The 21,519-nt window shown below is 33.1% G+C and carries 20 protein-coding genes and 1 tRNA gene; 10 read left to right on the top strand and 11 right to left on the bottom strand.

What is annotated here, in order from left to right:
* Positions 1 to 2,212: hypothetical protein (locus BM053_RS02705; RefSeq protein WP_143076455.1), on the top strand; the 2,212-nt coding region annotated here is incomplete at its 5' end.
* 66 nt (positions 2,213 to 2,278) lie between these two features.
* Here the strand turns inward: BM053_RS02705 and BM053_RS02710 are convergent.
* Positions 2,279 to 3,418, bottom strand: a complete 1,140-nt coding sequence (locus BM053_RS02710; RefSeq protein WP_091473765.1) for an acyl-CoA dehydrogenase — start codon at positions 3,416 to 3,418, stop codon at positions 2,279 to 2,281.
* Between the two features lie 96 nt (positions 3,419 to 3,514).
* Between BM053_RS02710 and BM053_RS02715 the strand changes: the two genes are divergently transcribed.
* From BM053_RS02715 to BM053_RS02730, 4 genes are all read left to right on the top strand, one after another.
* Positions 3,515 to 4,582, top strand: a complete 1,068-nt coding sequence (locus BM053_RS02715) for an anhydro-N-acetylmuramic acid kinase (RefSeq protein ID WP_091473767.1) — start codon at positions 3,515 to 3,517, stop codon at positions 4,580 to 4,582.
* Positions 4,583 to 4,655: 73 nt separating this feature from the next.
* The gene (locus BM053_RS02720) at positions 4,656 to 5,243 is read left to right on the top strand and encodes a chalcone isomerase family protein (protein WP_091473769.1); all 588 of its coding nucleotides are present in this window, start codon (positions 4,656 to 4,658) and stop codon (positions 5,241 to 5,243) included.
* A 154-nt stretch (positions 5,244 to 5,397) separates the two neighbouring features.
* Positions 5,398 to 6,624, top strand: a complete 1,227-nt coding sequence (locus BM053_RS02725) for a Glu/Leu/Phe/Val dehydrogenase dimerization domain-containing protein (protein WP_091473772.1) — start codon at positions 5,398 to 5,400, stop codon at positions 6,622 to 6,624.
* Positions 6,625 to 6,700: 76 nt separating this feature from the next.
* Positions 6,701 to 7,609, top strand: a complete 909-nt coding sequence (locus tag BM053_RS02730) for a hypothetical protein (protein WP_091473774.1) — start codon at positions 6,701 to 6,703, stop codon at positions 7,607 to 7,609.
* Here BM053_RS02730 and BM053_RS02735 read toward each other — a convergent pair.
* The 4 genes from BM053_RS02735 to BM053_RS02750 all read right to left on the bottom strand — a co-directional run bounded on the left by BM053_RS02735 (position 7,596) and on the right by BM053_RS02750 (position 10,039).
* A complete protein-coding gene (locus BM053_RS02735; RefSeq protein ID WP_091473777.1) occupies positions 7,596 to 8,198 on the bottom strand; it encodes a hypothetical protein in 603 nt (200 codons plus the stop codon). The genes BM053_RS02730 and BM053_RS02735 overlap by 14 nt on opposite strands.
* 67 nt (positions 8,199 to 8,265) lie before the next feature.
* A complete protein-coding gene (locus tag BM053_RS02740) occupies positions 8,266 to 8,802 on the bottom strand; it encodes a hypothetical protein (protein WP_091473781.1) in 537 nt (178 codons plus the stop codon).
* 141 nt (positions 8,803 to 8,943) lie between these two features.
* Positions 8,944 to 9,345, bottom strand: coding sequence for an ExbD/TolR family protein (locus BM053_RS02745; protein ID WP_091473783.1), 402 nt, complete (start codon positions 9,343 to 9,345; stop codon positions 8,944 to 8,946).
* Positions 9,323 to 10,039, bottom strand: a complete 717-nt coding sequence (locus BM053_RS02750; protein ID WP_091473786.1) for a MotA/TolQ/ExbB proton channel family protein — start codon at positions 10,037 to 10,039, stop codon at positions 9,323 to 9,325. The genes BM053_RS02745 and BM053_RS02750 overlap by 23 nt, the downstream gene beginning before the upstream one ends.
* Before the next feature lie 222 nt (positions 10,040 to 10,261).
* Here BM053_RS02750 and BM053_RS02755 point away from each other — a divergent pair, with 222 nt between their 5' ends.
* From BM053_RS02755 to BM053_RS02765, 3 genes are all read left to right on the top strand, one after another.
* Positions 10,262 to 11,476, top strand: coding sequence for a bifunctional folylpolyglutamate synthase/dihydrofolate synthase (locus BM053_RS02755; protein WP_091473788.1), 1,215 nt, complete (start codon positions 10,262 to 10,264; stop codon positions 11,474 to 11,476).
* Positions 11,477 to 11,557: 81 nt separating this feature from the next.
* Positions 11,558 to 11,632, top strand: a tRNA-Val gene (locus tag BM053_RS02760).
* A gap of 91 nt (positions 11,633 to 11,723) precedes the next feature.
* Positions 11,724 to 12,137, top strand: a complete 414-nt coding sequence (locus tag BM053_RS02765) for a hypothetical protein (RefSeq protein ID WP_091473790.1) — start codon at positions 11,724 to 11,726, stop codon at positions 12,135 to 12,137.
* A gap of 5 nt (positions 12,138 to 12,142) precedes the next feature.
* Here BM053_RS02765 and BM053_RS02770 read toward each other — a convergent pair whose 3' ends face one another.
* The 6 genes from BM053_RS02770 to prfA form a co-directional block, all read right to left on the bottom strand.
* Entirely contained in the window at positions 12,143 to 12,928 is a 786-nt protein-coding gene (locus tag BM053_RS02770) for an alpha/beta fold hydrolase (RefSeq protein ID WP_091473793.1), read from the bottom strand.
* Positions 12,929 to 12,983: 55 nt separating this feature from the next.
* Positions 12,984 to 13,778: an ABC transporter substrate-binding protein gene (locus BM053_RS02775; RefSeq protein WP_091473795.1), complete on the bottom strand. Its 795-nt coding sequence runs from the start codon at positions 13,776 to 13,778 to the stop codon at positions 12,984 to 12,986.
* Positions 13,779 to 13,781: 3 nt separating this feature from the next.
* Entirely contained in the window at positions 13,782 to 14,171 is a 390-nt protein-coding gene (locus BM053_RS02780; protein ID WP_091473797.1) for a DoxX family protein, read from the bottom strand.
* A gap of 7 nt (positions 14,172 to 14,178) precedes the next feature.
* Entirely contained in the window at positions 14,179 to 15,021 is an 843-nt protein-coding gene (gene pyrF / locus BM053_RS02785; RefSeq protein WP_091473799.1) for an orotidine-5'-phosphate decarboxylase, read from the bottom strand.
* A gap of 79 nt (positions 15,022 to 15,100) precedes the next feature.
* On the bottom strand, positions 15,101 to 17,233 hold the full coding sequence (locus tag BM053_RS02790) for a DUF5723 family protein (protein WP_091473802.1): 2,133 nt from the start codon (positions 17,231 to 17,233) through the stop codon (positions 15,101 to 15,103).
* Between the two features lie 132 nt (positions 17,234 to 17,365).
* The gene (prfA, locus tag BM053_RS02795; RefSeq protein WP_091473804.1) at positions 17,366 to 18,439 is read right to left on the bottom strand and encodes a peptide chain release factor 1; all 1,074 of its coding nucleotides are present in this window, start codon (positions 18,437 to 18,439) and stop codon (positions 17,366 to 17,368) included.
* A gap of 205 nt (positions 18,440 to 18,644) precedes the next feature.
* Here prfA and BM053_RS02800 point away from each other — a divergent pair, with 205 nt between their 5' ends.
* Positions 18,645 to 19,130, top strand: coding sequence for a DUF6265 family protein (locus BM053_RS02800; protein ID WP_091473806.1), 486 nt, complete (start codon positions 18,645 to 18,647; stop codon positions 19,128 to 19,130).
* A gap of 130 nt (positions 19,131 to 19,260) precedes the next feature.
* Entirely contained in the window at positions 19,261 to 21,516 is a 2,256-nt protein-coding gene (locus tag BM053_RS02805; protein ID WP_091473807.1) for a TonB-dependent siderophore receptor, read from the top strand.
* The last annotated feature ends 3 nt before the right edge of the window (positions 21,517 to 21,519 follow it).

The following is a 21,519-nucleotide window of genomic DNA, read 5'->3' on the forward strand; positions in this document are numbered from 1 at the left end:
AGTTACAAATGAAGACGAATGTGACAGCCCTGCAGAGTTGGCAATCACTATTAATGCAGCTCCATCAGTAAACAATGCTTCGGCAGAATTTTGTGAAGATAATCATGAAAACACTGTTTTAAGTGGTTATGATGACAATATTGGAGCAGAGGCAGACGAAGATGTAGTTTGGTATAGTGATTCTGATCGCACTTTGATTGTTACCGAAACCGGTAATTTATCAGTAGGAGTTCATACTTATTATGCTACAGTTACAAATGAAGACGAATGTGACAGCCCTGCAGAGTTGGCAATCACTATTAATGCTCTTCCTGAACCAGACTGTCCTGACCCTGCTGATACGGGAGTTCTTTGTGGGGTTTCGCAAGAAGATGCTCAAGTTAATACCAATCAAGAATTTTCAGATTGGTTAGATTTGTTTGATTATGATTCTAATCTTTATTCTGTAGAAATTTCTTATGCTTATGAGATTAGATCTGTTGTAGATAATTCTGTACTACCACCTAATCCGAATCAGGTAAACGGTCAGGCACCATTAAATCCCGTTCCGGGACAATTAGTAATTGTTAGCGTTACTTGGACTTTGACAGATAAAGATACGGGTTGTATAGGTTCATGTCCTTCTACTTTTACGCTAGCAAATGGTTGTAGAATAGATTGTTCTGAAGAGAAAGATGATGTATTGTGTAAAGGAGCTAGCACAGGAAGTATTACAGTAAGCGCAAATGGAGGTACACTTCCTTATGAAGTCAAACTGTACAAATTAGACGACCCAGTAAGTCCATATAGAATTGCGTCTGGATTGGATACAAACCCTATAGAAGTTTTATTTGATAATTTACCAGCGGGTAGTTATAGTTATTTAGTTACAGATGACAGTGGTATAAGTGAATGTACTAATAATGAACCTATTTTAATTAGTGAACCACTCGATGATTTATCTCTTGACTTATCTTCAGATCCTGAAAATTGTGAAGGAACAAATAGCGGTAGTGTAGAAGTAATATTTTCAGGAGGAACACCTCCTTATGATATTTCAATTGATGGAAATGCAGCTATAGTTGACGCTACCTCTCCTTACACTTTTCCGAATTTAGGAACAGGTATTCATTCTGTATCAATTGTTGATGCAAATGGTTGTAGAGACGGTGAAAGAATATTTGTTGATTTGATTATTTGTTCAGATGCTCATTGTACTTACACTCAAGGATACTACGGTGAGTTAAATGGTTCTGCTTGTACAATTGATGGAACTCCTACATACGATCATCAAATTATGATTACAGCAATAGATCAGGCTGGAGGAGTATTTGATTTTGGTTCTGGACTAAATGTTTTCAGATTAAAAGCTTCTGATATTTATGGAGCAGGAGATCCAACAGCAAATAATATTTTCAAAATGTTACCTGGAGGAAAAACTCCAAGAGCTTTAGATGGTTTCGATACGTATGATAATTTGCCACTTGGTAGTGGTTCAGATTGGTTAATAGATGGTGATCCACTAGCAAAAAATGGTCCTGGAATGGGATCTATAAATAACAATTTATTAAGTCAAACGATGACATTGTTCTTTAATTTTGCGGCAGATCCTACATTAGGTAATTTTGTATTAGAACCTAAATTTGCAACTTCTGATGTCGCTTGTGGATCTACTGATATTATTCCTAATACTTATCATGAGTTTACTATTTCATCTACTGTAATAAATTATTTAAATGAGAATTTGATTAACTATCCAGGAGGAGCAACCGTTACTAATTTATTTAAATTAGCAAATAGAGCTTTAGGAGCCGAAAATATTGGAGGTTTAACTCATTCTAACATTAATGGAGCTGTTGATGCAATAAACAGAGGATTTGATGGATGTAGAATTCGAGTTCCATTAGTAGTTATAATTATTAAACCAGTTGGAGACCCAATAGACGCATCGAAAGTGAATGTTAATAATGAACCAATATTCACAGCTTATCCAATTCCGTTTAATGATGTTATAAAAATCAGATACGATTTTGATTATCAATCTGATGTTCAAATTCAAATTTTGGATACTAAAGGAACATTGTTAATGACTCAGGATGACGCTGATGCATATCAAAACAAAGAAGTAATTATTACGCCTAGTTTCAAAAAAGGTAAAAACCAATTATTCTTTGTAAAAGTCATTACCAATAAAGGAGTTAGTATTAGAAAAGTACTTTCTAATGAATATTGATTAATTTAAATCTAAAAAGAAAGGCTTCGCAATTTGCGAAGCCTTTTTCATTTATAGAATAAAAAATTATTTTACTAAAGTTCTAGAAATTACAATTCTCTGAATCTCCGAAGTTCCTTCATAAATTTGAGTAATCTTAGCATCACGCATCATACGTTCTACATGATATTCGCTCACATAACCGTTTCCACCGTGTATTTGTACTGCTTCGATAGTAGTATTCATAGCAGTTTCCGAAGCAAAAAGTTTTGCCATCGCTCCTGATTGCGAAATGTCTAGACCAGCATCTTTTTCGGTAGCGGCTTTAAGTACTAACATTTTGGCAGCCATAATTTGCGTAGCCATATCTGCTAATTTAAAAGCGATAGCTTGGTGCTGAAAAATTGGTTTTTTAAATGCTACCCGTTCTTGTGCATATTTCAATGCTAGTTCGTAAGCTCCAGTTGCAATTCCCAAAGCTTGAGATGCAATTCCAATTCTTCCACCATTAAGTACTGCCATGGCAAAGTTGAAACCAAATCCGTCTTCACCAATTCTATTTTCTTTAGGAACTTTTACATCAGTAAACATCAATGAATGTGTATCAGAACCACGAATTCCCATTTTCTTTTCTTTAGGACCAACTGCAAAACCAGCCCAACCTTTTTCTACAATAAAAGCATTAATACCTTTATGACCTTTTTCAACATCAGTTTGTGCAATTACAATATAAGTAGAAGCAGTTCCTCCGTTTGTAATCCAGTTTTTTGTACCGTTTAGTAGGTAATGATCTCCTTTGTCTATTGCAGTTGTTTTTTGCGAAGTTGCATCAGATCCAGCTTCTGGCTCAGACAAACAAAAAGCTCCAATAACTTCTCCTTTTGCAAGAGGAACTAGGTATTTCATTTTTTGTTCTTCGTTACAATATTTCTCTAATCCAGCGCAAACTAATGAGTTGTTTACAGACATTACAACTGCTGCCGAGGCATCAATTTTAGACAATTCAGTCATAGCCAAAACGTACGAAACGCTATCTAATCCGGAACCTCCGTATTTAGGATCGACCATCATTCCCAAAAATCCAAGTTCTGCCATTTTTTTAACTTGTTCTGTTGGAAATTTCGAGTGTTCATCACGTTCTATAACTCCTGGTAATAACTCTGCTACAGCAAAATCTCTTGCTGCTTGTTGAATCATTAACTGTTCTTCGCTTAAATTAAAGTCCATTTTTATATAAATATTTTATTTGTAAATCTTTTAAAAAAGTTTTCAAATATAGTTGATTAATATGAATTTTTCAAAAGGTTTTCCTAATTTTAACCCATGTTAAAATACCACTATAATGTTTTGGGAGTAATGTCAGGTACTTCACTTGATGGAGTCGACTTGGCGCATATTTATTTTTTTGAAGAAAAAGGAAAATGGAGTTTCGAAATAAAAGAAAGTCAAACCATTAGTTATTCAGAATCATGGATAAATCGACTTAAAAAAGCTGTCGATTTTTCTGATTTAGAATTAAAAAAATTAAATGAAGATTATACAATATTATTAGCTGAGATTATTTCTAATTTTATTAAAACCAATAATATCGAAAATCTCGATGCAGTTTGCTCTCACGGACACACGATTTTGCATCAGCCGCAAAACGGATTTACTTTACAAATAGGGAATTTGCCTCAAATTGCGAAATTAACAAACCAAAAAGTAGTTTGCGACTTTAGAGTTCAAGATGTAAAACTTGGCGGACAAGGAGCTCCGTTGGTTCCTATTGGTGACCAAATTCTATTTTCAGAATATGATTATTGCTTAAATCTTGGCGGATTTTCGAATGTTTCTTTCAATGAAAACGGAAGTCGAATTGCTTTCGATATTTCGGCAGTAAATACAGTTTTAAATTTTTATGCTAATAAATTAGGATTCGATTATGATGATAAAGGAAAAATTTCTCGTTCAGGAAATGTTTCTGAAGTATTATTGTCAGAATTAAATGAGTTAGATTTTTATAAAAAAAGTTATCCAAAATCACTCGGATTCGAATTTGTAAAAACAATTCTTCTTCCAATTATCGAAAAATATCAAATTCCAATAGAAGACAAACTACGAACATTTACCGAACATATTGCCATGCAAATTGCTTTGGCTTTGCCTAAAAAAACAGGAAGTTTATTTATTACGGGTGGTGGCGCTTACAACGATTTTTTAATAGAAAAAACACAGTTTTTTTTGCCAGAAATGAGAATTGTAATTCCGGATACAAAAACAATCGAATTTAAAGAAGCCTTAATTTTTGCATTACTTGGTGTTCTTAAACTTCGCAACGAAATTAATGTTTTAGCAAGTGTTACAGGAGCAACTCACAATCATAGCTCAGGAGAAATTTATGAGTATTAATTTTTTGTTTTTAACAAAAGTTAGCATTAATTTTTTAATTTTACACCAAAATTAATTCCTACTTAAAAAAATCATGAAAAATTTCCTTTTGCCCTTTTTTACTCTATTTTTATTTATTCAATCTAATGTTGCCACGGCACAAAATCAGTTCGAAACAGAAGGCGTTATTGTACCAAGAAATATAGAATTTCAAGGAAAAACATTACAGCTAAACGGTTTCGGGACTAGATCTAAAATGTGGGTCGATGTTTATGTACAAGCATTATATCTAACAACTTTGTCTCAAGAAGCACAATATATATTAGATAGTGATACAGAAATGGGTATTAGAATTCAAATTCTTTCAAACTTAGTTTCATCAAAAAAACTGACTAAATCTTTAAATAGTGGTATGGAAAAGTCTGTTGGTAAAGAAAATATGAAGCAATTTGAATCCCAAATAATATTGTTAGAATCATTGATGAGTACTGAAGAAACTAGAAAAGACGATGCTTTCAATCTTATTTATAACCCTATTGATGCGTCTATTTGGCTTTACAAAAACAATAAATTGCAAGGGAAAATTCCTGGGTTTGAATTCAAAAAGGCTTTTTTCGGCATTTGGCTTTCTAACAATCCAGTCGATGAAGATCTTAAAAACGACTTGTTAGGAAAATACTAATAAATACAATATAAAAAAACTTGTTATATAGAGCAAGTAGATTGTAAAAAATAGAATAAAGAAAAATATGTATTTTAAAATCAGAAATACATATTTTTCTTTATTCTATTTTTTATATTTGCGAAACAAAAAAACGATACAACAAATACATAAAATGAAAGATTTACTAAAGAAATTCGAAAATAAAGAGCCAGAAGTAGTTTTTAATTGGAAAGATCCAGAAACAGAAGCAGAAGGTTGGACAGTTATAAATTCACTACGCGGTGGCGCTGCTGGTGGAGGAACTCGTATGCGCAAAGGTTTGGATATGAATGAAGTACTTTCGTTAGCAAAAACGATGGAAGTGAAGTTTTCAGTTTCTGGACCAGCAATTGGTGGTGCAAAATCAGGAATAAATTTCGACCCGAATGATCCTCGCAAAAAAGGCGTTTTACAACGTTGGTACAAAGCCGTTTCTCCTTTGTTAAAAAGTTATTACGGAACAGGTGGCGATTTAAATGTTGACGAAATTCACGAAGTTATCCCAATGACTGAAGAATGTGGTGTTTGGCATCCGCAGGAAGGTGTTTTTAACGGACATTTTAAACCAACTGAAGCCGACAAAATAAATAGAATTGGACAATTGCGTCAAGGTGTTGTCAAAGTAATAGAGAACACTACTTTCTCACCGGATATTGCAAGAAAATATACTGTTGCCGACATGATTACTGGTTATGGCGTGGCACAAGCCGTTCGTCATTATTATGATATTTATGGCGGAAGCGTTGTAGGCAAAAAAGCCATCGTACAAGGTTTCGGAAATGTAGGTTCGGCAGCTGCTTTTTACCTAGCAGAGATGGGTGCAAAAGTGGTTGGAATCATCGACAGAGATGGTGGTTTGATTAATGAAAACGGATTCACTTTCGAAGAAATTAGAACTTTATTCCTTAATAAAGACGGAAACAAATTAGTAGCAGACAATATGATTCCTTTTGAGGAAATAAATGCTAAAATTTGGTCTATTGGTGCCGAAATATTCACTCCTTGTGCAGCATCAAGATTGGTTGCAAAAAGTCAAGTAGATAGTATGATTGCTGCTGGTTTAGAAGTGATTTCTTGTGGGGCAAATGTGCCTTTTGCAGACAAAGAAATTTTCTTTGGTCCAATTATGGAAGAAGTAGATAGCAAAGTAAGTTTAATTCCAGATTTTATCTCAAACTGTGGAATGGCGCGTGTTTTTGCTTATTTTATGGAGAAAAAAGTCGAAATGACTGACGAATCAATCTTTAGCGATACTTCAGATATTATCAAGAAAGCTATCGAAAAAGCACATACCTTAAATTCAGATAAGAAAAATATTAGCGCAACAGCTTTTGAAATCGCTTTGAAGCAATTGGTATAGTTCTTGAAATTAATTTTCATAAACGCATAACAAATATTTAGTATTTTCGTTACTATATATTATTAAGAATATAATTATGGAAGTAGTAATATCAGCAGCAGACAAGAGGAAATCATTTGTAATAACTACAGTGATTTATATATTGTTGTTGCTGATATTATTTTTTATACGATTTTGGCCACCAGCAAACATGCAAGAATTAGCTGGCGGTGGTGGCGGAGGCGGTGTTACTGTCAATTTTGGAGATACTGAATTTGGTTCTGGAAATAATTTTGAAAGTGATGTTTTAGATGTAAAAAACGAAACCAAGCAAGTTGTAAAACCAATAGAAACTGCCGAAGACCAAATTATAGCACAAGAGAATTCGACCGAAGAAAATGATGTGGTTATTGCTAAAAAGCCCATTACAAAAAAACCTAAGGTTGAAATTGTAAAAAAAGCAACTCAACCTGTTGTAGTAAAACCAAAAGTTACTAAAAACACCAATGATGCTTTAGCCAATATCCTAAAAGGCGGAAACAAAGGCGGCGACGGAAACTCGAGCACACAAGGAAACCAAGGTTCATCGAACGGAAGTTTGTCTAACGATGGCTACGGAAATGGTGGTTCTGGCGGAGGCACAGGCGGCGGAAACGGTTCTGGTAACGGAACAGGAACAGGAGAAGGAAGTGGCTCAGGATCTGGTGGCGGCTCAGGAAGCGGAAGTGGAGGCGGAGTAGGTTATTCACTCGGTGGTCGAAAAGCATTGTCTAAACCAGCACCCAAATATACTTGTAACGAATCGGGTAAAGTTGTAGTTGAAGTTTCGGTAGATAGAAATGGAAACACCGTTAGCGTGGTTCCAGGTGTAAAAGGAACTACAAACACTGCAAAATGTTTATTAGATCAAGCCCGAATTGCCGCAATGAATACCAAATGGCAAGCTAGCGACGACGCGCCAGAAAGACAAGTAGGGAAAATTGTGTATAGTTTTAGTTTGAATTAAAAATTTTTAGATTTATAAACAAAAAAGCACAAAATTCATTATGAATTTTGTGCTTTTTTGTTTTGATATCATTGTGGTAACAAAGCCGCTGTTTTGCGTAGGTTTTATTTGGATATTTTTGTATACCACGGGTCAAATTTTCTCCATCAATTCGGTCACTTCTAGTTTTTTTCTTAGTTATAAGTTTACCATTGTTTTTAATCTCATAAAGTCTATTATCCTGAAAAAACAATTTTCCGCTATAAACATCTTGTATACCAGATGATTTTGGCCAAAAAATTTCTTTAATGCTATTTGCAGAAATCAATTGAGGTGTTTTAGTTCTTGATAAAATTAAAGAGTCTCTTCTACCAACTATTCTCAAGGTGTCATAAGAAGGAACTGCTTTAAAAAAGATAGTATCATTATTAACTTTCCATTTTCCTTTAGACCAGAATCCCGTGAAGTGGGAAGCAGCATTATATTCATAAGTTGAATCCGATTTAAATGTAAATTCACTTCCGAAATTATCTCTATATTTTCCTGCTATTTTATCCTGTTGGAAAGATGTAATTATGAGTAAAATAGTTATAAAAAGGTTTATTTTCATTTTAGATTATTTTGCTTTTGAATATTGATTATAATATATAATTGACCCATTAAATATTCATCAGTTTTTACTTTTTACACCACTTACCATCTTTGAATCTGTAAGTTGCCATTCCACCTCCAATACAATTAAATGCATAACCATGGCTTAAAACTGCAATTTTATATTCCTTATTAAAAATTGGTTTTGAAATACCTAAAATTCCCCCAGGACAAGTTTTAAAGAAATTGGGGTCTTTGGCTAATTCTTTTAGTGATTTTATTGGAATCACTTTGATGCTTTTTTGCCTTGTAAAGGCAGAATCTAAAATAAAATTATTTGTAAGCTTTTCTATGCTATCTAATTCTTTTCTATCTCTTAAATGAAGTTTTTCTAGTATTAATTTTTGAATATCAAATCTAGGATTTTCATTTTGACTGGTTTTAATCAAGGATTCATTAGTTATCTCCAAAATACATACACACAAATCATCTAATATAACCTGTTGAATCAGTTCATTAGCTTTCTGATTATAATCAAATTTTGGTTCGATAGTTTTCTTTTTACAACTCGAAAAAATTGGAAATATTAATAAGCAATAAAAAATTGAAATTCGTTTAATCATAATGTGGTTTAAAATTGCAGGTAACTTATCGATTTGTGTAGCTCGCGTGAGGGATTGAAGCGGTATCCTTTTTTGAGGAACGAAAAAAAGATTGCAACGAAAAGCCCGACCCTTTTCGGGTCACGCCCAAAATTTTAAATTTTATTTACCAGCACTCGTTGCGATTACAAATTTCAAATTGTTTTTGACGCCTATTTGTAAAACATCGACTAAATCTTGTACTTGCATATTATAAGGAATGCGAACAATGACGGCTTGGTCTTTGGTTTCTCCTAATTTAGAGAGCAAAGTAGTTTCTAGATTATCAAAAGCAACTTCTTGTTTGTCTAAATAAAATTTCTTGTCTTCGGTAACCGAAAGCGTAATGTGTTGCTTGTTTGTTTTTTCGTTGTTTTTCGATTTTGGCAACGTCATTTTTATCACATTTGGGTTTGCCAATGTAGATATGATTAGGAAAAATAACAGCAAAAAGAACATAATGTCACTTAATGACGACGTTGCTACTTCTGCGTGAAATCGTTTATTTCGTCTTATTTGTGGCATTTGGTCTCTGAATTATGTTTACAAATTCTAATACGTGGCGCTGAATATTTAACGAAAAACTGTCTATCACTCCGTTAAATAAATGGTAGGCTGAGTAAGCCACAATTCCTACAATAAGTCCCGAACCAGAACTAATCATTTTTTCGTACAAACCACCAGAAATATTCCCGATACTAATGTTTTCGGTGATAGAAATGCTATAAAAAATCTTAATTACACCACCAATAGTTCCAATAAAACCTAAGGTTGGCGCAATACCGGCGATAAGACCAAGATGACCCAATCTACGTTCCATTTGCCCAATTTCTATGTTGGCAACTTTTTCCATATTCGATTCTATTTCGGCAATAGGTCTTCCAATGGTGTGAAGTCCTTCTTTAATCACATTTCCAGAAGCGGTAGTGTCTTTTTCGGCAGAAGCAATCGCCATTTCGATATTACCAGAATTGAGGTGAATTCTGATGTCTTTCATCAAATGGGTATCGTATTTTGTATGTTTTTTTAAATAAATATAACGTTCGATAATTACGTAAATCGTGTAAAACAACAATAAAGCGATGGGAATTAAGAAAAATCCACCTTTGAGGATGAATTCTAAAACTGAAATTTCGTTGTCTGTTGCAATATTTTCAATTACTGCGCCAGATGCAGCTGCAATGGTGTCGTTTTGGGCTTGTAAAAAAAATCCAATCATATGGTAAAGTACTTTATTTATATTAAAAAATAGCTCAATTTTGCATAAAGATAATTGTCTATCTTATACTAAACTAAAAAATAGATAAATTATTTTGTGAACAATGAAAATAACTTTTTACACCGCAGATTCGCAGATTTTTTTAATTTAAAAAATAAATAAATCTGCGAATCTGCGGTGAATTGAAAAAGACTTATATTCTGAATCTTTATTTAATTATTTATGAATTACCAACAGACTTTAGATTGGCTATTTGCACAACTTCCCATGTACCAACAGCAAGGTGCTTCGGCATACAGAAAAGATTTAGTAAATACCATTTTGCTCGCCAATCATTTGGGAAATCCGGAACTAAAAATAAAAACAATTCATGTGGCAGGAACCAACGGGAAAGGTTCTACTTCGTCTATGATTGCTTCGGTTTTGCAAGAAGCAGGTTATAAAGTTGGGTTGTATACTTCGCCACATTTGAAAGATTTTAGAGAGAGAATTAAAATAAACGGAATAGAAATTTCTGAAGATTTTGTTGTCGATTTTGTTGCCAAAAACAAAGCTTTTTTTGAAGAAAATAATCTGAGTTTTTTTGAAATGACAGTAGGTTTGTCTTTCGATTATTTTGTGAAACAAGAAATTGATGTTGCTATTATTGAAGTTGGAATGGGAGGAAGGCTAGATTCTACCAATATTATTACACCGTTGGTTTCGGTAATTACCAATATTGGTTTAGATCACACCCAGTTTTTAGGCAATACGATAGAAGCCATTGCGAGTGAAAAAGCAGGAATTATAAAGCCTAATATTCCGGTAATTATAGGAGAATATACCAACCAAACAAAAGAAGTTTTTTTGACTAAAGCCAAAGATTGTAAGTCAGAAATTTATTTTGCTTCCGATTTAATTAAAACAGATTATCCGAGTGATTTATTAGGAGATTATCAAGTTCACAATAAGAAAACGGTTATTCAAACTATCGAAGTTTTAAAATCTCATTTTTCAGTTTCAGAAGAAAATTTAAAAAATGGATTGCTAAATGTGGTGAAAAACACAGGATTGTTAGGGCGTTGGCAACAAATACATTCAAATCCGAAAGTAATTTGCGATACGGCGCATAATAGTCATGGTTTGAAAATTGTCTTAAATCAGATTGAAAAGGAAAAATTCGACAATTTGTTTTTTGTTTTAGGTTTTGTAAATGATAAAGATTTAGATGATGTTTTGCCGTTATTCCCGAAAAACGCCAATTATTTTTTTAGTAAGCCAAATATTTTGCGAGGATTAGATGCTGTAATTCTGCAAGAAAAAGCGGCTGAGTTCGGACTAATAGGAAATGTATATAATTCTGTTTCAGAAGCTTATCAAGAAGCTTTGAGATTATCATCGCAAGACGATTTTATTTATATTGGCGGAAGCACATTTGTCGTAGCAGAAATTTTATAATTTTATTCGATTTTTGTTTGCAGAAGTGAAAAAACGTGTTATATTTGCACTCGCAATAACGCAAGACATTGCAACCCGAAAGGGCGATTAGCTCAGCTGGTTCAGAGCACCTCGTTTACACCGAGGGGGTCGGGGGTTCGAACCCCTCATCGCCCACAAAAAAAAACTCCTTAAGTAATTAAGGAGTTTTTTTGTATAAAATGTGTTCTGAATAAACAATGTTTACAAAACCACAAAACCCATAATCATGAAAATTTACAATTATTTATTATTTAGAATATATAGTTTTTTTTCAAAAGGAAACTATAATGAAAGAGGAGTTCATTATTTTATTACAGTTTTTTCGACTTTTATAGTAATAATTTCAATCCAAACGTGTTTATATACATATGAATATTATTTTTCTGAGTTAGAAATTATAAAAGATATTAGTAAAGGTTCTGTTTTCTTAATTTTTTTAATTGTTGGATTCATTAATTATTTTTTCTTTGTTAGAAAAAATAAATTCTTAAATTATAACTTTACAGAGGATAAAAAAGGAGGCGTTTTAATAATTATTTTTTTACTCTTTTTGTTTTCTATATTAATGCTCATGGTAGTCAAAGGCCGTGATAAAGTATTAGAAGAAAATGAACGTATAAGGATAGAAAAATTAAAATAATTTTTTTATTTTGTATCGTTTATAAATTCGATTACAGCGGTATTAAAAACCAATGGTTGCTCGACATTTACAACATGTCCGCATTGTTCGATAACAAATAATTTGGAAGATTTATAATGTTTTTCGACTACTTTTCGTACCGATGGTAAAAACATATAATCTTCTTCGCCCATAACATAAAGTGTAGGAATATTTACTTCAACTTGGCGAAACCATTTAAGGACTGGATTTATTTCGGCAGTAAGCTTAAACCAACGAATAAATTCTTTTTGGTATAATTTTTTAGCTTCATTTATAAACAACAAACGAGATTGTTTGTGGTTTTTGTTTGGCATAATAACAAAGGCAAAAAACTTGTATAATACCAAATACGGAAGTACATATTTAAACATATTTCCCAAGCGCATTAAAATTTGAGAACGGAAATTCATTTTTAGAATTGCTCCGCCTAAAATCATACTTTTGATACGTTCTGGATGCATTTCTGCCAATTGTCTAATGACAATTGTTCCTAGAGAAATACCTACAAAATGCGAGGTTTCAATCTTAAGATGGTCTATCACCTCAAGAACATCGTTTGCAATCGATTTGAAAGTATATTTATTGTGAAAAGCTTTTTTTATTTGATTATTTGAGCTTCCGTGACCACGCAAGTCCAACAACAAAACATTATAATGCTTCTGAAAATCACGAATTTGTTTAAACCATATAGACGAACTTCCGCCAGCGCCGTGAACGAATGTCACCCACTGATTGCTGTCTTTATTTTCGTAAATAGAATAGTTTATCAATTTCTAAAATTTGAGTAAAGATAATAGATGAAAAATAATAGACAAGATATTTATGTTAAATCTTACTGTGCAGAATTTTGAAATACTCAAAAGCCTTCAATAATCTGCTTCCGTACCAAGAAAACATCTCGCCATCTACAAAAACGGTTTTGGCATGGTGTGTAAATCTTCCAATCTCGAAAGCGTCTTCTTCCTTAAATGGGAATGGTTCCGATGAAAGAAAAACCAAATCAGGATCACCATCTAAACGTATTTTTTTGAGCTCTATTTCGGGATAACGCTCACCTTTATCATAAATATTTTCGAAGTTATTCAGTTTTAGTAATTCATTGATGAAATTGGCTGAACCAGCAACCATATAAGGATTTTTCCAAATAAAATAAGTGACTTTTTGTGCAGGTTTTCCTTTAACGAATTTTTTGAATTCGGTTAATGCAAAATCTAATTTATCATTTATTTTTTGAGATTCGGTACGACAATTAAAGAGTTGACCAAAGTCTGAAATCATCTGAAAATTATCTTCAATGGTGATAATGTTAGTTATCCAAACGGGACAAATTTTTCGTAATTCTTCGACTATTTCTAACGTGTTTTCTTCTTTATTACAAATAATAATATCAGGATTTAAATCCCTAATTTTATCATAATTCACTTTTTTTGTACCGCCAACAATTTTTTTTGTCGATTTTAGATGATACGGATGCACACAAAATTTTGTGATTCCAACAAGGTTTTCTTCCAAACCTAAATCATATAACAATTCGGTTTGAGAAGGGACTAAAGAAATTATTCTTTTTGGAGAAGTTTCGAAAGTGTGGGAAAATCCAAGTTGGTCAATATAAGTTTTCAATGATTATTGATTTGATTTATTAAAGTTTATGCCATTTGGAAACATAATAGCAACCAAAACGAAAATCAGTAAAAAATTAAATTCCATCCCATTTCTTCCACCACCAACAACGAACCAACCTTCTTGGAAATGAATCATGATAATACCCATAATCAAAATAAAAATAGTGATAATAGCTGCTGGCTTAATGAATTTGTTGATTAAAAGTAAAACGGCAGCTACCAAATGAGATATTTTGATGAGCCAAGCCAATAATAATCCGATGGGGGAAAATCCAACAATATTTAAATATAGGTTTCCAAAATCATTCACGCCATTGTTAAACATACCCGAAATGCTGTGCGCAATTAGAATTATGGCTACCGCAAAACGCAATATAAAAGTTCCTTTCATAGTATTGTTATTTAAGGATTTGTTGCATTTCTTGTTGCATTTTCAACGCTTCTTCTCTTGCTTTTTCGGCAAAATCAGTTCCATTGGAAGCATAAATAATTCCTCGAGAAGAATTTATTAATAAACCAATATTCGTATTCATTCCGTATTTGCAAACTTCGGATAAACTTCCGCCTTGAGCGCCAACTCCAGGAACTAATAAGAAACTATCTGGGACAATTTTTCTGATTTCGGTAAAATATTCTGCTTTGGTTGCGCCCACAACGTACATTAAATTCTGAGCGTTTTTCCAAGTTTTTGAGGTTTCTAAAACTTGTTTGTATAATTCTTTAGCTCCGCTCAGTTCGGCTTCGCCTCGGGTTCCGTTTGTTTGCAAAGTCTGAAAATCGAAAGCACCTTCGTTAGATGTTAAGGCCAACATAATAGTATGTTTGTCATTAAAAGCTAAAAATGGTTCTACCGAATCTTTTCCCATATATGGGGCAACGGTAACGGAATCGAAGTTTAAATCTTGAAAAAAAGCTTTGGCATACATGGTCGATGTATTTCCGATATCGCCACGTTTTGCATCGGCAATAGTGAAGATTTCAGGATACTTTTCGTTAATATAATTGATGGTTTTTTGTAGCGATTGCCAGCCTTTTATACCGTAAGCTTCATAAAAAGCGGTGTTGGGTTTGTAGGAAATGCATAAATCATGCGTGGCATCGATAATGGCTTTATTGAATTCGAAAATGGGATCTTCGAGTTCGAGTAAATGTTGCGGAATTTTAGTTAAATCGACATCTAAACCTATGCAAAGAAAGGATTTTTTGATTCGGATTTGTTGTGTTAGTTGTTGTGTTGTCATTTTGTTGTGTTGTGGTGCAAATTTATAAAAAAAATCCCCCGAAAAGTATTCGGAGGATTTTTAAAATTTTGTTTTTTTATTATTTAGTCAATTTAACTTCGACCCTTCTGTTTAAAGCTTTACCAACTTTAGTTGTATTTTTTGCAATTGGTTTAGATTCCCCGAAACCAACCGAAACTAATCTGCTAGAGTCTATACCATTTTCAATTAAATAGGTTTTAACTGCAGCTGCTCTGTTTTCTGATAAAGTTTGATTTGCCAGCGTGGCACCATCGCTATCCGTATGTCCTTCTAATGAGAAGTTAGACGATGGATATTCTTTTAAAATCGCTGTTATAGATTGTAAAATTGGATAGGTTTGCTGTTGGAAAGTAGATTTTGCCGAATTAAACAAAATAGTTTTAGCATAATCGTTTAGTTTTTTCATAACGGCTTCGGTAATTTCAGGACAACCGTTATTTGCTATGGTTCCTTTTACAGCTGGACATTTATCATCTTTATCTAGTGTTCCATCTTCGTCAGTATCTAACCAAGGACAACCAGAATTATCTTTTTCTCCTGTAACTGTAGGACATTTGTCATCTTTATCTAAAGTACCATCTTTATCTGTATCTAAATAAGGACAACCATTGTTTTCGGCAGGTCCAGCTTCATTAATACATTTGTCATCTTTATCTAAAGTACCATCTTTGTCTGTATCTTCATAAGGACAGCCGTTGTTTTGTACAGGTCCAGCAATAGTAGGACATTTGTCATCTTTGTCTAAAACGGTATCATTGTCTGTATCTTTCCAAGGACAACCTTTATTTTCTATTGGACCAGCTATTTCAGGACAATCATCTAATTTGTCTAAAATTCCGTCGTTGTCTTTGTCTTTTTTCTTACCTTGATATATAGGTAATTTTAATCCTAAATGAACATCTATTCCTTTCGATTCATCAGAAATTAAGTTTGATATTGCAGAGCCTGATCCTAGGAATAATGGTCCAGCTCGGAAGCCAAAACCAGCTCTAAAATCGCTGTATTGCATGTAGCTTAGTGGTAAGTAAAAACTAAACCATTTTACTTCGTATCTTGGTGTAAGTGATACTGCATTTTCTATTGAGTTTGAGTTTAATGCTGTTTTGCTTGTTAAACTCATATCGGAGTTTAAGTTTAAATAGAATTTTTTATAAAAATTCCAATCTATATTTGTGTGTATAGCTGTTGGTAAGCTTGTTTTCTTCGCATCAGAGTATGTTGTTGGAAAAGTTTTTAAATATTCGTCGCTACTTAATTCTTCGAATTGTTCTTCCGTTCTAGTACCATTTAAATCATGGATTCTTTGAGTTGCGTCTTTGTATGTGATCGAACCAATATCGGTTACAGATACTCCAAATCTTAATTTATATTTATTTAAATCTTTATCATCAGCCGAAAAATTAGCATAATTTGGTCTGTATTCGTAAACAAAACCTAAATCTGCCCCAAAACCATTAGAGTTTTGATTGAATTCATAATCATCATTTTCAAGTTCTTGACTTCCACCGTAAGTTAAATTACCCGTTGTAGTAAGGGTGTTAAGGGTAGGGTTATCTGAATTATTATCATAAGCAAGCGACACGTTATTTGCTTTCATATAAGCATTTCCAATACCTTGTAGATATTTTAAAGACAAACCTCCTTTTAGAAAATGTTGGTTTTTATTTAAAATTACAGCAGCATAAGAAAGACCTAATTCTCCCCAAGCATTTCCTACGACAGAAAAATTTTGTGAATTTATGGAATAATCTTGTGAAGCATCAAAATCACTACTTAATTTATTAAACAAATCACCATCGATATTTCTAACATTTACAATAGATCTTGCTCGGGTAAAAACAGCTAATGCATGTTTAGGCGCAATGTTAAACATAAATGACGGCCCCATAATATCTGCATTTACAATAAAATTATTGCTGTTTGACGGAAATTTTTTAGATTGTAATTCGAAGTCATAATCGCCACCTTTCATGAGGTCAGACACACTAAATCCGTAATAATCATTACCTACGGCTGCGCTAAAAGAAGTTAAATTTATATCGGCCTTAAAGCGAGAATCTGCAATCGATGCGGGATTGTATAGTGCGCTTTGCACTCCAGCATAATTATCATAATAATAGCCTAGATAAGACTGAGCTTTTGCACTTAACACAGAAGTTAGTACAAAAAGGAAGATGATTTTGTTCTTCATGATTTAGTTAGTTTGATAGTTTGTGTTTTCTTAAAAGAAAGTTAAAGTTAGCGTAATTTAGCCACTAATTCACAAAATTTTAAATTTAATTCGTGAATTAGTGGCTATTATGGTGTTTTTAGTAGCTAGTTTTTAAAAAACTTCTGTTTCTTTTAGTTTTTCCATATTGTTTACCAACTGTAGTTCGTCGACAAATTTTTGAATTTTTCCATTCATGACACCATCCATATCAAAAACGTCTAATCCGACACGATGGTCAGTAACACGACCTTGTGCATAATTATAAGTACGGATTTTTGCCGAACGGTCACCAGAGCTTACTTGCGAAGTACGTTTTGTAGCATCTTCCGCTTGTTTTTTAGCCAATTCCTGTTCGTATAAACGCGAACGCAATACTATAAAAGCCTTGTCTTTATTTTTATGTTGTGATTTTTGATCCTGACATTGGGCCACTAATCCAGTTGGAATATGTGTTAAACGTACCGCCGATTTGGTAGTATTTACCGATTGTCCTCCAGGTCCTGAAGAACAGAAAAAATCGACACGAACGTCATTCATATCAATCTGAACATCAAACTCTTCCGCTTCTGGCAAAACCATAACTGTTGCTGCTGAGGTGTGTACACGACCTTGCGTTTCGGTTTGAGGAACACGTTGCACACGATGTACACCAGCTTCAAACTTCAAAGTTCCGTAAACATCTTCGCCAGTAACTTCAAAAATAACCTCTTTAAAACCACCAGATGTTCCTTCGTTCATATCTACAACCGAAGTTCTCCAACCTCTGTTTTCGCAATATTTTGTATACATACGGAACAAATCTCCTGCAAAAATACTCGCTTCATCTCCACCAGTACCTGCACGAATTTCAACCATAACGTTTTTAGCGTCTTCGGCATCTTTAGGAATCAACATGAATTTGATTTCTTCTTCTATTTCCGGAATACGTTGTTTGGCCTCGTCTAATTGCATTTTGGCCATTTCGACCATTTCTGCATCAGAACCATCGGCTATTATTTCTTGTGCTTCTTTGATATTACCATCAAGACTTAAGTATTCATCACGTTTTTCAACCAATGCTTTTAAATCTTTGTATTCTTTATTCAGTTGAACATAGCGCTTTTGGTCGGCAATGACGTCTGGCTGAATAATCAAATCAGATATCTCGTCAAATTTTTGCTTTATTATTTGAAGTCTGTCTAACATTTTCTTTTCCTTTATTTGGAGTGCAAAATTACAAAAAAGATTGCATATTGTAATTTTTAAACCTCAGATTTTTTATTAGGAGCTATTTCCAGCTATCCGTTTCAATCTTTTTTCGGAGAAAAACCTCAAAAAGGATTTCCACTTCTATCTGGGCTAGAACGAACATTATTTACTAAATTTACATTTTAATCAAAATCAAACAATTATGAAAAAAGTATTTTCAATACTATCTCTAGCTATAGTATTTATAGCTTGTAAAAACGAAACTAAAGAAATAAGTAAAACATATTCGCAGCTAGAAAATGCCAATTGGCTTTTAGGTAAATGGGGAAATACAACAAAAGAAAGTGATTTCGCAGAAAACTGGACAAAAAAAGACGACAGTACTTTTGTTGGTGAAAGTTATGTTCTGGTTGCTAAAGATACCGTTTTTTATGAAAACGTAGTTTTACAGCAAAAAAACGACAGTTTGTTTTATACAGTTTCAGTAAAAGGGCAGAATAAAGAAAAACCAGTTTCGTTTTATCTTGTAAAATTTTCTAAGTATGAATTGGTTTTCGAAAACCCAAAACACGATTTTCCTAATAAAATTACTTATGCGCAGGTAACAAAAGACAGTTTAGTAGCTGAAATCTCAGGAATTCAAAACGGAAAAGAAGCTAAAGAGGCTTTTCCTATGAAGAGGAAATAAAATATTTTGCTACCGTATTTTACATAAAATCAGGTAATTAAAATTATTATTCATAATTAGTCTAAATAAACTTTGAAAATTGAAATCTAGGTTTTACATTTGCATCGTTATTTTAACTTATTCTAAATAAATGCGTAAATATATTTTAATTCCGTCAGCAGTATTACTATTTTGTGCTACAAGTTTTGCACAAGATTCAAACAATTCTCAAATAAATAATGATTTTTTAGAAAATCAAATTATGGTAAATGATACCGTAAAAAACAAAAAGGGACGAATCCTTGATGAAGTCTCGATTATTTCGAACCAACAAAAAACTCCAGTGTCTGCAACACGTTCAGGGATAAAATCAATGGATTTACCACAAAGCGTACAAGTGGTTGGTTCTGAAACGATAGGACAACAACAAAGCATTAGATTGAGTGATGTTGTAAAAAACGTAAATGGTGTTTATGTAAGTTCTGCTCGTGGTGGTGCTCAAGAATCTTTTTACTCAAGAGGATACGATATGTCAGCAAATAATATGTTTAAAAACGGCTTTCGTTTCAATAGCGGTTCTATTCCTGAAGTATCTTCTTTAGAAAAAGTAGAAGTTCTAAAAGGAAGTGCTGCGTTATTGTACGGAAATGTTGCTCCAGGAGGAATTTTAAATATGGTTACTAAATCACCATCTTTTACAAAAGGAGGAGAAGTATCTATGCAAATGGGAAGTTATTCTTTCTATAAACCATCGGTAGATATTTATGGTCCTTTAAATAATGCTATTGCTTATAGATTTACAGGTTCTTACGAAAACTCCGAAAGTTTTAGAGATGTTGTAAAAAAAGAACGTTACTATATTAACCCGTCTTTTTTATTTAATATTAGTAAAAAAACAGAAATTATTTTACAAGGAGATTATTTACATGACAATTGGACGCCAGATTTTGGTACCGGAATTATTGGAAAAAATATTGTAAACTTATCTCGTAATAAGTATTTAGGAGCTACTTGGTCTAACGGACAAACAAAACAAGCTAGCGTTACCGCATTGGTAAAGCATGATTTTAATAGCAATTGGAAGTTAAATTTTAATACTTCGTTTCAGGATTATAGCAGAACTTCAAAAGGAACTGAACGTGTGCAACCATCAGAAGCCACGGCAACTTATGGAAACTGGAATAGACCGCTTGGAGAAAATAAAAATCTAGAACAAATCACGAGTCAACAACTGAGTTTACAAGGAACTTTTCTTACAGGTCCAATAAAACATCAATTATTTACAGGTGTTGATTTTGAAAACGCACTTCTTGAAGCCAATACATTTGTATTTAGTCCTAATACTTACGGTAGTGGTAATATTTTTAATTTTGATAATTTTAATCAAGGAGGAGCGATCCCAAATTCTACTAACACTGCAAGAACAGAAACAGATACTAACCGTTTCGGAGTTTATGCACAAAATTTAGTATCTTTTACAGATAAAATTAAGTTTTTAGCAGGATTGCGTTGGTCATGGCAAGAAGCTCAAGTTGATACATATAACTTGGTTACTAATGCACCAGTTGTTGAAGCTCCAAAACGTAAAGACGAAGCATTTTCTCCAAAAGTAGGATTGGTATTTCAACCTACAAAAGACATCTCTTTGTTTGCTAGTTATGCTAACTCTTTTACGCCAAACTCAGGAACAACTGTAGATTTAGTTGCAATAAAACCTTCTGTTATAGATCAATATGAAGTTGGAGTTAAAAAAGATTTTTGGAAAAACATTTTAAGTACAAATATTACATTATATCAAATTACAAATAGTAATTTAGCACAAACTGCCGAATTTAAAGCCGATGGATCACTTAATACAGACTCAACTATAAAAATTTTAGGAGGAGAAACAAAAAGCAAAGGAGTTGAGATTGACATTACCGCAAGACCAATTGAGGGTTTAAATATTATTGCTGGTTATAGCTACAACGATATGCGTTATACTAATACTTCAGGAACGCACGGAAGTTTCATTGCAGGAGACCGTGTAGCAAGAACTCCACAAAACACTGCTAATTTAAGCTTTTTCTATACTTTGCCTTCTGGAGTATTAAAAGGACTTTCTTTTGGAGCCATCGGGAATTATGTTGGAGAGCGTCTTGGAGGATGGAATAATGATTATCAATGGACAGAAATTAAACCTTCAACTACACCAAAAACATACACTATAAGTATCAGAGATCGTGAGATTCCATTAGAAGGTTACACAACCATTGATGCTTCTGTAGGTTATACTTGGAAGAAATTTTCATTACTTTGCAAATTATCAAACATTGCTAACGAGTTGAACTATACGGTACACGAAAATTATAGTGTAAATCCTATAGCGCCACGTCAAGTAATGACAAGTTTAAAATATAAATTCTAAAAA

Origin of the sequence: Flavobacterium swingsii (assembly GCF_900111965.1) — a bacterium.
GTDB lineage: Bacteria > Bacteroidota > Bacteroidia > Flavobacteriales > Flavobacteriaceae > Flavobacterium > Flavobacterium swingsii.